The 13518-nt window shown below is 46.7% G+C and carries 12 protein-coding genes; 11 read left to right on the top strand and 1 reads right to left on the bottom strand.

Features of this window, described 5'->3' with window-relative positions; genetic code table 11:
* Positions 1 to 48: 48 nt before the first annotated feature.
* The 9 genes from IE055_RS16710 (at position 49) to IE055_RS16750 (ending at position 10808) form a co-directional block, all read left to right on the top strand.
* Positions 49 to 585 (top strand): MarR family winged helix-turn-helix transcriptional regulator, encoded by a 537-nt coding sequence (locus IE055_RS16710; RefSeq protein ID WP_189402836.1) that lies wholly within the window; start codon positions 49 to 51, stop codon positions 583 to 585.
* Between the two features lie 564 nt (positions 586 to 1149).
* A complete protein-coding gene (locus tag IE055_RS16715; protein WP_189402837.1) occupies positions 1150 to 2397 on the top strand; it encodes a cytochrome P450 in 1248 nt (415 codons plus the stop codon).
* 181 nt (positions 2398 to 2578) lie between these two features.
* A complete protein-coding gene (locus IE055_RS16720) occupies positions 2579 to 5026 on the top strand; it encodes a TonB-dependent receptor (protein WP_189402838.1) in 2448 nt (815 codons plus the stop codon).
* Positions 5027 to 5159: 133 nt separating this feature from the next.
* The gene (locus tag IE055_RS16725) at positions 5160 to 5576 is read left to right on the top strand and encodes a nuclear transport factor 2 family protein (protein ID WP_189402839.1); all 417 of its coding nucleotides are present in this window, start codon (positions 5160 to 5162) and stop codon (positions 5574 to 5576) included.
* A 42-nt stretch (positions 5577 to 5618) separates the two neighbouring features.
* A complete protein-coding gene (locus IE055_RS16730) occupies positions 5619 to 7265 on the top strand; it encodes a long-chain fatty acid--CoA ligase (RefSeq protein ID WP_189402840.1) in 1647 nt (548 codons plus the stop codon).
* Entirely contained in the window at positions 7262 to 8716 is a 1455-nt protein-coding gene (locus IE055_RS16735; protein WP_229794342.1) for a coniferyl aldehyde dehydrogenase, read from the top strand. The genes IE055_RS16730 and IE055_RS16735 overlap by 4 nt, the downstream gene beginning before the upstream one ends.
* 53 nt (positions 8717 to 8769) lie before the next feature.
* Positions 8770 to 9153, top strand: coding sequence for a hypothetical protein (locus IE055_RS16740; protein WP_189402841.1), 384 nt, complete (start codon positions 8770 to 8772; stop codon positions 9151 to 9153).
* Positions 9154 to 9199: 46 nt separating this feature from the next.
* Entirely contained in the window at positions 9200 to 9520 is a 321-nt protein-coding gene (locus IE055_RS16745) for a 2Fe-2S iron-sulfur cluster-binding protein (RefSeq protein ID WP_189402842.1), read from the top strand.
* Positions 9521 to 9569: 49 nt separating this feature from the next.
* Complete coding sequence (locus IE055_RS16750; RefSeq protein WP_189402843.1) at positions 9570 to 10808, top strand: NAD(P)/FAD-dependent oxidoreductase; 1239 nt, start codon at positions 9570 to 9572, stop codon at positions 10806 to 10808.
* Positions 10809 to 11126: 318 nt separating this feature from the next.
* Here IE055_RS16750 and IE055_RS16755 read toward each other — a convergent pair whose 3' ends face one another.
* Positions 11127 to 12053 carry an alpha/beta fold hydrolase gene (locus tag IE055_RS16755; RefSeq protein WP_189402844.1) on the bottom strand — a complete coding sequence of 309 codons (927 nt, stop codon included), beginning with the start codon at positions 12051 to 12053 and terminating at the stop codon, positions 11127 to 11129.
* A 167-nt stretch (positions 12054 to 12220) separates the two neighbouring features.
* Here IE055_RS16755 and IE055_RS16760 point away from each other — a divergent pair, with 167 nt between their 5' ends.
* Together IE055_RS16760 and IE055_RS16765 are read left to right on the top strand one after the other, a co-directional pair.
* Positions 12221 to 12649: a tautomerase family protein gene (locus tag IE055_RS16760; protein ID WP_189402845.1), complete on the top strand. Its 429-nt coding sequence runs from the start codon at positions 12221 to 12223 to the stop codon at positions 12647 to 12649.
* A gap of 42 nt (positions 12650 to 12691) precedes the next feature.
* Positions 12692 to 13489 carry an SDR family NAD(P)-dependent oxidoreductase gene (locus tag IE055_RS16765; RefSeq protein ID WP_189402846.1) on the top strand — a complete coding sequence of 266 codons (798 nt, stop codon included), beginning with the start codon at positions 12692 to 12694 and terminating at the stop codon, positions 13487 to 13489.
* Positions 13490 to 13518: the final 29 nt, after the last annotated feature.

Raw genomic sequence — 13518 nt, forward strand, 5'->3', positions numbered from 1 at the left:
AACTGCGTTAAGCATTACTGATAGATGTACCATAACTGAGGTTAGCTGATGCAAGAAGTATCCAACGAAGATGCTCCAAGAGATTTTTTGGAGCTTTTTTTCCCCATTCACTATTCCGTTGGGATGACGATAGAGGACACTCTGCGAAGTGGCGTGCTCACCCGTCAGCAAACTATTATTTTGTGGTTGATTCGAGCGAAAGGCGTTGACGGCAAAAAGATGAGCCGCAAAGAAATTGTTAAGTCGATGTCTTATTGGTTCGAATTGACTAATTCAGCAATTTCCAAGGCGTTAAGGTCGTTAGCAAAGCCGCCGTTAGGCTTCTTGTTGATTACTGAAGATCCCGCATCGGGGCGAGAGAAGATAATCCAGCTGACCCCAAAGGGGGAGAAGTTTTTATTGCAAATGGTCGAGAACGGGCGTTTATTGGTCAAGCATATAACCGATGAGCTGACCGAGGATGAGATCAAGAATGGTCTTCATTTCTTTCGTCGTGTTAGCGAAATATTCGATCGGGAAGTCGAACAAAAACGTGATTTGCCTGGGTCAATTATGATTAAACCTTCGGTTAAAAAGAAGGTCTGATGCTGTTGAAATAGCAAGCAACGTCGTAATTCATTCCGGCCTATTTAGTGGCAATAAGTCTAATTTTGCAATACTGACACTGAAATACACATAACCAAATCTTAGATGGTAGTGACACCTTGGTTGCGTTCGCAGCACGCTCACCGATTTTATACTGCTTTACCTATCGTTCAACGGAATAGGGAACTCGTTTGATGTTCCGGGTCACATGGAGTGTGGTCGAGATCTAGTCTTGCCGAGATTGCGTTCAAATAATCCACTGTATTCAGTCGCCATAGGATGAACGTTAGAGCGTAAACCCTACTCGGTGCTTCGTTCTCAAATTTTATTCTGCGCGCTACGTTCATTGATTCCTCATAAGCGAACGAAGGCCTTCAAAATTGAACTCTTACCAGCTGAGTTGAGTTTAGTTGCTTCACGTTGAGTGCTTTTTTACACCTCGGGTTGTCAGTATTTTATCGCAGAGCAATCAAATAAATATCCTAAGTTAAATAAGATGTATTGACAATAGTGTCCTATGGACATAATCTGTGGCGTGTAGATATTATGCTTTCAAGGTAAACAATGCAGAGAATCAACGACGATAACTCAGTTCAAGAAATTGATGTTCAAGGGCTTCTTAGTCCAGAGGTCATCGCTAACCCATATCCTTACTATGCGAAGCTAAGGGAACAGCCTCCGCAATTTGGACTGAAGGATTTCCCGCCCGGTACTGTCCCAGACCAAGATCAGCCTCACCCGGCTTGGGCACTGGTCAAGTACCAAGATGTTGCGTTGGCGGCCAGTGATCATGAATCGTTCTCGTCGAGAGACCCAATGCAGGAGGCTTCCTCGGCACCGACATTAATGTTGGTAAATCATGACCGTCCGCGTCATACCGAATTGCGCGGTATTGCTCAGCAAGCGTTCACTCCGAAGCGTATCGAGCAAAGCCTTGCAGGCTGGGTTAAAGAGACCGTAGTAAAAATGATTGCAGATTTGCCATCCGGCGAAATCGATTTTATGACAAGCTTTGCACCTGACCTTCCTGCTCGATTAATGACGCGCCTTATTGGGACTCCGGAAGAGGATTATGTATCGCTGCGCCGTTGGTCGAATGCTTTCATGGTCACCTCTGATTTTACCATTGAGGAACGCAATCAGTGTAATCAAGAAATCGCAGCCTATTACACAGACGCTGTGAATCAGCGCTATACGGATATCGAAGCGGGGTTGGAGACTCCCGATGATCTCATGACGGCCTTTATAAAGGCGGAGCATGAAGGTTCTAAGCTTACCCGTGAAGAAGTTGTTCGATTTTGTTTAACACTCGTGGTTGCCGGTGCGGAAACAACTGGATACTTGTTGGGCAACATCGTTTGTACATTGGCGCAGGAGCCGGAGTTTTTTGATTTACTAAAGCAAGATAGACACTTAATCCGACCGTTTATTGAAGAAAGTTTGCGTCGCGATGGGCCACCACAAAGGTTATTTCGCGTTGCCGTAAAGGACACGGATATTGGTGGCGTCACCATTAAGCAGGGCGACTGGGTGGCACTTTTTTACGCTGCCGCAAATAGAGACCCAAGTGTGTTCGAAGAGCCAGATAGGTTTGTCATTGGGCGAAGCAATATCAACAAACAGCTCACATTCGGCCGGGGAATCCACCATTGTATGGGGGCTAGAATCGCCAGGCTAGAAGCCGAAACAATGATTAATTGCTTGCTAGATTCCTGTTCTAGGATCGATTTGGGCAGCAGGCCCATGGTAAGGCAGACAGGTGGGCTACTCAATTATGGGCTCGATTCCTGCCCGGTAATTTTGGTCCCCTAGGCAATTATATTGCGGGCATATTTGAGAGTTTTTTAGCAGGTCGTTGACTGAGTTGATGATCTACTAAAAGGCCTGCTCAATCGGAGTCTTTAACATAAAAGTGTCACAGGTTAACCATGTCTTTAGGTTAGTTATAAGGTGTGATAATTCTAATAAAAGTACCAAGTGGAGGATGAATACAATGAAGTATAGGTTGCTCAAAACAATAGCTACAGCAACAGCGTGGTTTAGTAAATCATTAGTGTCAATAAGTGTAGTGAGTTTTTCTGCTGTTCTGTCCGCGCAAGATGAAGTGGTGTCGATCAATGCCTTAGAAGAAATTGTAGTTACCGCTACTCGTAGGACCAGCACCTTACAAAATGAAGGGATCACCGCATCCGCGCTTACCGCCGATGCTCTAAAAGGCAGGTCGGTGACGGCTATCGAAGATGCGTCAACTTCTTTGCCGGGAGTTCATATCGCTTCTTATCAAGGTGATACATCTATTTACATTCGCGGTATCGGGACCCCAGCGATTATCGCAGGCAATGATAGTTCAACCGCGGTTTACGTCGATGATGTTTATTATTCAAGAGCCGCAGCGGTTGGTCCCGCATTTTTTGATGTCGAGCGAGTGGAGGTTCTTAGAGGCCCGCAAGGGACGCTTTATGGGCGTAATGCCACTGGGGGCGCGGTAAATATCGTTCCCAAGAAACCTACTGAAGAATTCGAAGGCGACATTCAAGTGATTACGGGAAACTATGGTCATCTGGGAGTGTCTGGCGCGGTGAGTGGCTCATTGAGCGACGGTTTGCGTGCACGCCTAGCGCTCAAGGCAGAAAACAGAGACGGGTATACCACATTGATTCGGCCTGCAGGGTCAAGCTTACGCGACAACGAAAAAGCGGAAGATAAAAAAGACCTGTCGATGCGTTTGGCGTTAGAAGCTGACTTAGGTGAAAACACAACTCTAAGTCTGGTTGGTGATTACTATAAGGCCGATGATAAAGCGAACGTATTTCATTACTCTAGTGCCGGATATGCCGAAGAGGTCGAAAACTGGTACGCGACGCGCGAAGGATCACAGGCAGTACCATTCTTTCTGTTTAGAGAACAAGGACGAACAACCGCTTCGAAGTCCAGGGATGTGTATAGTGACGTCGACTACTGGCGTAAAACTGAAATAAAAGGATTAACCGCCAAGTTAGATTCAGATATCGGCGGTTACAACTTAAAAGTAATTGCAAACTATAAGGACACTAACCCGAGCTTACAGAACGAATTTGATCTTTCAGATGCGTTTGTAAATGTATATCAACGTGAAGAAGATCATCAACAACAGAGTCTTGAATTTCAGCTTTCAGGTGACGCAGGCGACCGTTTAAGCTGGATATTTGGTGGCTCTGCATTTCATGAAGAGAACAAGATAACCAACAATATCTTTGGCGACTTTTGGGAGCCAATTCTTATTCAGGGATTAACCGACCTACAAAGTCTCGGCGTCATACCAACGTTTCCAATTGATTTACCGCAGACGCCTCTATGTTGTGATTTGCATCTTAGCGGTCAACAAGAAACTGACGCGTGGGCCAGCTATATCGATTTCAACTACGAGCTATCTGACCAACTGACGCTGAAATTTGGTGGTCGCTACAGTTCCGAAGAACGAGATGGTTCACAGTTATTCGAATTGGCCATCCTATCACCAACGGGTGGCGAAAGTACTCGCTTTGCTCCTAATGTGGCGCTTTTTCCAGATGCGGTAAGCGACTCTAGAGACGGCGTGATACCCGATCCTTTTGGTTTCGTAGTAGCGCCGGTAAATGGCCCGGCTGAATTCTCGTCATTTACGCCGATGTTCGGCGTTGACTATAGAGCAACCGATGACGTGCTTGTTTACGCGGCAATTCAAAAAGGCTTTAAAAGCGGCGGTTACAACATTGGCAGCACCCAGAGAGACCCTTTTGAGCCAGAAGAAATCTGGTCCTATGAGGCGGGCTTAAAGTCAGAATTGGCTGACGGCAGAGTCCGCCTGAATATGGCGGCTTTCTACTACGATTATACAAACTTACAGGCGCAAGAGAGCGTTGATAATCAACCGATTATACGCAACGTGGGCAAGGCGGAAGTCAAGGGAGTCGAGTTAGAAACGGCAGCATTAGTTAGTGACTCTTTTAGAATTGACGGCTCTATTACTTACGTGGATGCACAGTTCACAGAAGGTGTTTTAACCGAGCCATTAAGACCTGCGCCACTGACTCAAGATCCGGGATCGTTTTTGGTTGATCTGGATGGAAAGCAATTACCTCGTTCACCAGAATGGAAGGTGAATGTCGGCGCGCAGTGGGATCTACCGATAAATGATAAGGGTGATTTATCTTTGAGGCTCGACTACAGCTGGCAAAGCAAAATTTACTACACGGTATTTAATATCGACGCAGCCTCTGAAGATGCTTACGGCATTGTCAATGCACGTGTGAACTGGGCACCTTCGAATTCGAATTGGAGCGTTGCGATATTCGGTAAGAACTTAAGTGATGAACTCTATTTTAGCAATATGATTTTGACCGGCACTGTCTACGGGGCCGAGTTTGTGGGTTCCTTGGGCGCACCGAGAACCTTTGGTGCGGAATTTAACTACCAGTTTTGATCCTAACCTAGAGTTGAATATTCTGCGGTACGTCGTGGCATATATTTAGCTCGACAATGACAAAACCCGCTGCTTGCGGCGGGTAAGTTTAATTATTGAGAACGAATCTCGTATCCATTTTAAGGGTGAACAAATGAGCAAAACAGCATTGCAGGCAGCACAAGAAATGTACGACACGATTTTGGCCGGTGATTTTGCTGGTCTTTATGAGCGCATGCGCGAGGACTGCGTAATTGAATTCTACGGTCCGACAACTATTCCTTATGCCGGTATCTATACTGGAAGAGATAAATGCATGGAGTTTTTTGATCATGTGCAGAATGATGTCGTGATTCATCAATTTACTCAACACGAGTACATAGCAAACGACAAACAGGTCGCCGTTGTTGGACATCTAAAGCTCGAAGCGGTTTCTACTGGACGTGTTTATGATACCGAATACGCTCACATCATTGATGTTGAAGATGGTCTATGGGTTCGCTTTCGCGATTTTGCAGATACCGCGACAGTAGCGCACGCATTTCTCGATACTCAAACCCCGCATGTATAAAACAAGAGCACTGATTCAAACGAGATTATCTTGGAGACCTCAATGCACGGTTTAATGCAAAATAGGCAGCTGCTAGTTTCGTCAATGGTACGCTACGCGCAACAATACCACTCCGATGTCGACGTTGTCACAGCGATAGGCGCAGACGCTAGTATCAGAACCAACTATGGTCAAGTCATCGCGCGAGCAGGACAATTGGCCAACAGCCTAGCAAAGCAGGGCATCAAACAAGGTGATTGCATCGGCACACTGGCGTGGAATAACCATCGACACCTGGAACTGTACTACGCCGTGCCGAGCATGGGGGCTGTACTGAATACGATCAACCCTCGTCTGCATTCCGATCAAATTCGTTATATTGTTAATCACGCGCATGATAAATACCTGTTCGTAGATCTCGATTTCTTACCATTAGTTGAAAAAGTACATGTTGATATAGCGCAGATTAAAGGCATCGTAGTACTGTGCTCAGAACAACAAATGCCTGACATCCATTGGTGTGATGCTATCTGTTATGAATCGCTCATAGCGCAAGAATCGGCTGACTTTGACTGGCCCGAGTTCGATGAAGATACCGCCGCAAGCTTATGCTATACGTCAGGCACGACCGGCGACCCGAAAGGTGTTCTGTACAGTCATCGAAGTCTGGTTCTTCATTCTATTGCGACGTGTATGAAAGATTGCATGAACATTGGTGCTGAGGATGTCATTATGCCCATTGTTCCGATGTTCCACGTTAATGCTTGGGGCATTCCTTATTCCGCGGCTATTGCCGGTAGCAAACTGGTTTTACCTGGTTCAGATATGTCGGGTAAAAATGTCTATCGTCTTTTAAATGAAGAACATTGTACGCTGACGCTCGGGGTGCCCACAATATGGCAATTACTCGTCGACTACGCTGCAACTTTGCCGCTGAATGAAACATCACGTTTACCAATCAGGGAGTTTGTTATTGGTGGATCTGCGGCCTCTGAGCAATTGATAACATCCTTAGAAAGCCTGTTTGACGCCACCGTTCTTCACGTATGGGGAATGACAGAAACTAGTCCCATGGGTACCGTTAGCCGCCCATCTCCAAAACACCGACGCCTCTCTAAAGAAGAGCTGTTGGCGATTAAGCTCAAGCAGGGTAAGCCACCATTCGGCGTTGAGGCGAAAATTGTTGATGATGATGGCATTGAGTTACCCTGGAATGGTGACACCTGCGGGCAACTTTTGGTGCGCGGTCCTTGGGTTGCTAAAGCTTACTATCGAAAAGAAGATATGCGTGTATTGAGTGATGATGGTTTTTTTAACACCGGCGATATTTCTACTATCAGCGCAGACGGCTGGATGAATATTGTTGATCGTGCCAAAGACGTTATCAAATCAGGTGGCGAATGGATTTCCTCTATTGACCTTGAGAATGTGGCGGCCGCACACCCTGATATTAGCCAAGCAGCGGTAATTGGTATACACCACCCAAAATGGCAAGAAAGGCCTTTACTCGTATGTGTAGCAAGCGAAGGTGCAAATCCAAATAAAAACGATGTGCTGTCCTTTATGAAGGACAAAATTGCTAAATGGTGGCTGCCGAACGACGTGGTGTTTGTGGATGAATTGCCCTATAACGCGACCGGCAAAATACATAAAAAGAATTTGCGAGAATCATTCAACGATTATCGTTTTCCAGCTGGAGCAGTAAAGTGACGACACCAGCGATAGCAGATGCCTTGGCGATGGATATGAACAAAGCACTTCAACGCCAGAAGCAGGCTAACCTCAAAGCTGCCTATGCTCCGGCAAGCGTACGCGAAGACCGTCTTGATAGGCTGATCGACCTGATTACTCGATTCGAGGAGCCCATCTGTGAAGCCTTGATGTCTGACTATGGGTACCGCTCTATAGACCAAATTCGGTTCGCGGAAGTAGTGACCACACTCAAACCCCTGAAAACGGCTAAACGAAAATTACAGCGGTGGATGAGGCCTGAGCGTCGTACAACTGGACTGCCATTTAATTTGGCCGGTGGGCGTTCTGAGGTGATTTATCAGCCGCTCGGATCAGTTGGCATAATTAGTCCTTGGAATTTTCCTATAAACCTGACGTTCTCGCCCTTAGCTGGAGTGATTGCCGCGGGCAACCGAGCCATGATTAAGCCTTCAGAATTGACACCGGCGACCTCCAGTTTGATGGATCAGATGATCAAAGAGTCTTTTGATCCAGAAGAAATTACGGTGGTTACTGGTGGCCCGGAAACCGGAAAAGCATTTAGCCAGCTTCCCTTTGACCATCTTATCTACACCGGTGGGGAGGCGGTTGCCAAACACATTATGCGCGCAGCCGCTGAAAATTTAGTACCCCTGACCCTGGAGCTTGGCGGTAAGTCGCCCGTGGTAATAAGTGATAGTGCGAAACTACCACTTGCCGCAAAGCGTATCTTATTTGGCAAACTCTTCAACGCTGGTCAAATCTGCTTAGCTCCGGACACTGTTTTTGTGCCCGAAAAACGATTGGAAGAATTCATTAAGCAAATGAAGCTGGCGGCGCACGAAATTTTTCCGCAAGAAAAAAAACACCACGACTACGTGGCTGTGATTAATGCAAACCATGCAGGGCGAATAAATGGCTACCTTGCCAACGCGGTTAATAACGGTGCGGACGTTATTTCTCTTGGTCCAACGGATTGTAACCAAGCAGAGTTAGAACAAGGTCTAAATAATATAGTCCCCATTACCTTGGTGGTTAACCCCAACGAGGAAGCGGACATAAACAAGGACGAAATTTTTGGCCCCTTGCTATTGGTTAAAACCTACAGTGATTTTGATCACGTTATTGACCACATTAACCTGAATCCGAAACCTCTGGCGCTTTATTACTTTGGCCGTAATAAAAATGAGCAACAACGACTGTTGCTTGAAACCAGCTCGGGAGGCATGACGATTAATGACGTAATTATGCATTACACCATCGATGATTTGCCTTTTGGCGGCGTTGGTGCCAGCGGCATGGGCGCTTATCATGGGTTTGATGGCTTTAAGCAATTTTCACATGCGCGTTCTGTTTACCGTCAATCTCCATTTGATGTCGGTGCAATGTTGCGACCTCCCTACGAAGCCAAGTTCAAGGTGATGAACAAGTTACTGAGATTAATCAGCTAATCATGAATATAAACTTTACTTAATTCGATCATATTTCAGTAGGGAACTACGGCATGACATATAGAAACTTTGTGCGTCGCACGGCAGTAATAGATTTTGGGTTGTTTGTTGTTCTCGCTTTGCCATATGTCAGTATTTATGTTCTTGGATTACTTTTCTCTTTAGGGGAGAGGTTGGGTGATCTTAGAGCTCTGCCTGAGCTCAGCGATCCGTTCGTCATGTTGTCGATCAATTTGATTGGTGTATTTGGTCTATTCACTGTGTGGTTAAGGGGGCAAGGGACATTGGAAAACGTTGGGCCTGCGATCGGAGTTCTGAAGATTTTTGCAGCGGGTCTATTTGCTTTTTCCGTATTTAGTGGGGCACCACTGATCTTATTGGTGTTTACGCTCACTGACGCCATCACTGGTATGCGATTACTGCTTAAACGCAACTGACACGAATCGATAAAATTAAGAACTTAGAACGAGATAGGAATAGGGTATGCCTCTTATAAAATATGTCGAACATAATGGCACTGAACATCAAATTCAGGTGAGCAACGGCCAATCGGTAATGGAAGGCGCGATCGACAATATGGTCGATGGCATCGCCGGCGAGTGCGGAGGTAGCTGCAGTTGCGCAACCTGTCATTGTTACGTACACGAAGATTGGGTTGCAAAGGTAGGAGGTCCAAACGAGATTGAGGAAGGTGTGTTGGAGTGTGCTGCCGATCCTAGGGCGAACAGTCGATTGAGTTGCCAGATAACGGTGACTGATGAGCTTGATGGGTTAGTGATTCTGTTACCAGAGTCGCAGTACTAGGCTTGCCTGCTGGTTCGACAATTATAAACTACCTTAATCCGCTGTCTAAATGCTTAAAAACACCAAGCAAGCCATTATCATAGGTGGTAGCCACGCCGCCGCTCAACTTTCAATTTCACTACGACAAGAGCGCTGGGAAGGTGAGATTCTGGTCGTCAGTGATGATTCACAATTCCCTTATCATCGACCGCCGCTGTCTAAAGATTATCTAAGTGGCGACACCAGCGCTGAGCAGTTGTTTATTCGTCCCGCCTCAGTGTATCGAGACAAGCAGATCGAGTTTCTGCTGAACACTCGAGTAGAGAAAATTGATCGCATCAATAAATCCGTCACCTTATCTAACGGCGAAGCACGTCAATACGACAAGCTTGCTTTGTGCACCGGTGCGCGGACGAGACAATTAGCGATTCCTGGCGTGGCGCTAAACGGTGTTCATTACTTGAGAGACCTAACCGATGCAGAAGCCATAAAGCAGGCCATACAGTCCAACGGCAAAGCCGTGATTATCGGCGGTGGTTATATCGGTTTAGAGACGGCGGCGCTTTTGCGTAAAATCGGTATAGACGTGTGTGTCCTCGAGGCCATGGGTCGAGTTCTTCAGCGCGTGACGGCTGAGGAGGTATCCGCCTTCTACCACAGAGTTCATACTGAAGAGGGCGTTGAAATCAAGACCGGTGTGTTCGCGACCGAAATTGTTGGTAATGATTGTGTCGAAGGTGTCGTTTGCAGTAATGGAGAACAGATCGATGCTAATTTAGTAATTATAGGTGTTGGTGTTATACCCAATACTGAACTTGCTGAAGGCATCGGCTTAGACGTCGACGATGGTGTCATCGTCAATGAGTTTGCACAGACTAGCGATGAGCATATCGTGGCATCGGGAGACTGCGCAGCCCATCTTAATTTGATCTATGGACGCCGTATTCGTTTAGAGTCCGTTCCCAATGCTATTGAGCAATCGAAAACTGCAGCTGCCTCGATGTGTGATAGGGAGAAAGTCTACAATGCCTTACCTTGGTTCTGGTCAAATCAATATGATCTTCGACTCCAAATTGCAGGCTTAAATCAGGGTTTCGACCGAGTGGTATTCCGTGGTGATGTCGAATCCAGTCGCAGTTTTGTAGCGTGGTACCTAAAACAAGGCTCGATTGTTGCTGCCGACTGTGTGAATCGTCCAGCAGAGTTCATATTGGCCAAAAAATTGATTTCAAGCGAGAAACAATTGCCTATCGCAGACCTCGCAAACGACAGTATCGACGCGAAAACTCTGCTGTTGGCGCTCGCCTAATGCCGTGCCGCAAGGAGAGGAGCGCTTTTTAAGCGACAATTTTGTTGTAACCGCTTCTTTATCTCGCGTGTTTACCGCATCAGCCCTTGTTCGGTGTAGGCGATAGCTTCAACACTGATTATAACGGATTAATCACGTTGACCCGGCGCAGCATCAAAAGAGGTCGGTGACGGAATTCCCGCAAACCAGCGACACATTTTGGTGCGCCAGTCAGAGCCAACTCTCCCTAATGATTTTAGGGCCACAAGTCAGCGAAGGAGCTCGCAGACTTTACGACTACGAGGCGCTCTCTATGCATGAGCGCCTCGATTTTAAATCTTACTCACGACGCAAGAACTGATTTACGTGGTCTGAGAATTGATCGGCATATTGAAACAAGAATGCATGTCCGGCATCAGGGTAGATCACCAGATTACTGTTGGGTATTTGGCGATGAAGTACCATTGAGTTAGTCACTGGAAAAGCTATATCAGAGTCGCCATTGGCAATTAAGACGGGAAGGTCGATTCCGGCAAGTTGCTCGTACCAATTCCCTTTATTGGCCATGTATGCACGCGCGCCGATCGCCTGAGGCATAATAATTTCGGGGCTTGTTTTCGTCTCAACTCCACGTTGATGGACTTGCTCAAAGCGTTCTTGTGATTCTTGAGCGGCCTTTACGCCAACAACCGTTGTCGTGTAGAAAAGGTAAGCCATATCGGCCGCGGAGTTCTGCGGCTTTGTTGCGACCGCGGTCCATTCATCGGGTGCTAAGTGAACACTTTTGTCGCCAGCTGGTGGGGTCGTTCCAGCCAAAATGAGTTTGTTTACGCGGTTAGGGTGCTTTATTGCTAACACCTGGGCTGTCATGCCACCCAGAGACCAGCCAAGAATATTTGCTTGCTCGATCTTTAACGCGTCCATAAAGCTGACGACAAAATCAGCAGCACCACCCAGGGTATTGGGGATTTCTCCTTCGCTTGTCCCCACACCGAGGCTGTCAAATATGACAACTTGGTTTGACGCAGACAATGCGGCTAAAAGTGCTGGATCCCAATCGGCTAAGCTACCACGAAAACGCTGTAACAAGATCAGGGGCGTGCCTTGGCCAATTATTTTGTAACTAATCTTTGATCCATTGACCACAATAGTATTGGGTTGTATTTGGTTGCTGGACTCCCCAATACGCGTTGGATTTGCGGTGCTTGCGCAACTGGATAAGCCTAGAATAAACAGTATACAAGCGGCCATTCGTATTTTTCTCATACATCGATTCATTTCCACAATTCAGCCTCCTAAGGCGTTCTTTGACTAATCTTCAAGCATAATATTGCAGGTGTAATACTATTGCAATAGGATGCGAAGTCTTTTATATTGCATGTGTAATATAAAACCATTAACGTCTACAAAACTTTAAAAAGAGGAACATTACGATGCCATTATGGAACTTTTACCACCCAGTTGATGCATACACGCCTGAGGATAAAAAAGCGCTCGCAGAGAAGGTCACCGAGATCTACGCGCGGTTTATGCCAAAATTTTACGTTGGGGTCGTATTTCAAGAAATCGAAGCAGAGTCGTTCTATATAGGCGGCGAGCCTCGAGATAATTTTGTTCGTATATGGATTGACCATATTGCGCGAGATTTTCCTGACGAGGAGGCGAGTACGCGATTCATCAATGCGGTCAATCAAGTGATCGCGCCTTGGGTCAAAGATCGAGGTCTTGATTGGGAGTTTCATGTCGATGAAACCCCTTTTTCGATGTGGTCGATTCAAGGTTATTTCCCACCGCGAGAGGGCACAAAGGACGAGGCTCGCTGGATAGCGGAGAATAAGGCGTCACCTCGGACCAACAGCTAAACGCTCGTTGCCATAAACCTAAATTTCAAATAGGAAAAAAATATGCGTAATTCAAATAAAGACGGGCTCGCGGTGGTTACGGGTGCGTCTTCTGGTATTGGCGCTGTTTATGCCGATCGGCTGGCAGCACTCGGTCACCCATTATTGCTAATCGCCAGAAGAGCGAATCGTCTAGAGGCATTGGCCGCGCAACTACAAAATCAGCACAACATCGATGTCGAAACGCTGGCGCTCGATCTCACCAGTGCCGATGATCTGCGGACGTTAGAGGAAAGACTCGAGTCGGATAACGTGGAAGTGTTAGTTAACAATGCAGGCGGTGGTGGGCTGGGTCCTTTGTCTTCCACTAATGGCGATAAGATGGAGGCTCTAGTTCGACTGAACATTGTCGCTGCGACGCGTCTTTCTCAAGCCGCGCTTGGTGGCTTTCGTCAACGGGGCAAGGGCACTTTGATTAACCTCGGATCCATCATCGCATTTTGGCCAAGTGCGACGGCGGCGGTATACAGTGGCACAAAGAACTATATTCTCAACTTTACACGCAGTGTTGCCATGGAATTTGAAGACACCGACATTCGCATTCAAGTTGTCATGCCTGGCCCAGTTCGGACCGAGTTCTTTTCGTCGCAAGGGATGAGTGATTCCGTATTCCCAGACGAGTATTATATTACAGCAGATCAACTGGTTGACGCGGCGCTGGCTGGACTCGAACAAGGTGAAATAGTTACCAATCCGACCATGGAAGACCCTAAAATATGGGAAGATATGGAACGTGCTCGCGCTAATTATTTTGCATCCGTCAGCTCTGGCAAGGTCGCGTCGCGCTATTTATCAACTTAGAATTAACGCACTTTTACGTGCTTAGTAAA

Origin of the sequence: Arenicella chitinivorans (assembly GCF_014651515.1) — a bacterium.
Classification (GTDB): Bacteria; Pseudomonadota; Gammaproteobacteria; order Arenicellales; family Arenicellaceae; genus Arenicella; species Arenicella chitinivorans.

Excerpts from the sequence above, each read along its gene's own strand:
- IE055_RS16720 (WP_189402838.1), top strand. The coding sequence starts at position 2,579 with ATGAAGTATAGGTTGCTCAAAACAATAGCTACAGCAACAGCGTGGTTT.
- IE055_RS16755 (WP_189402844.1), bottom strand. The coding sequence starts at position 12,053 with ATGAGAAAAATACGAATGGCCGCTTGTATACTGTTTATTCTAGGCTTA.
- IE055_RS16710 (WP_189402836.1), top strand. The coding sequence starts at position 49 with ATGCAAGAAGTATCCAACGAAGATGCTCCAAGAGATTTTTTGGAGCTT.
- IE055_RS16745 (WP_189402842.1), top strand. The coding sequence starts at position 9,200 with ATGCCTCTTATAAAATATGTCGAACATAATGGCACTGAACATCAAATT.
- IE055_RS16725 (WP_189402839.1), top strand. The coding sequence starts at position 5,160 with ATGAGCAAAACAGCATTGCAGGCAGCACAAGAAATGTACGACACGATT.
- IE055_RS16760 (WP_189402845.1), top strand. The coding sequence starts at position 12,221 with ATGCCATTATGGAACTTTTACCACCCAGTTGATGCATACACGCCTGAG.
- IE055_RS16715 (WP_189402837.1), top strand. The coding sequence starts at position 1,150 with ATGCAGAGAATCAACGACGATAACTCAGTTCAAGAAATTGATGTTCAA.
- IE055_RS16730 (WP_189402840.1), top strand. The coding sequence starts at position 5,619 with ATGCACGGTTTAATGCAAAATAGGCAGCTGCTAGTTTCGTCAATGGTA.
- IE055_RS16750 (WP_189402843.1), top strand. The coding sequence starts at position 9,570 with ATGCTTAAAAACACCAAGCAAGCCATTATCATAGGTGGTAGCCACGCC.
- IE055_RS16765 (WP_189402846.1), top strand. The coding sequence starts at position 12,692 with ATGCGTAATTCAAATAAAGACGGGCTCGCGGTGGTTACGGGTGCGTCT.
- IE055_RS16740 (WP_189402841.1), top strand. The coding sequence starts at position 8,770 with ATGACATATAGAAACTTTGTGCGTCGCACGGCAGTAATAGATTTTGGG.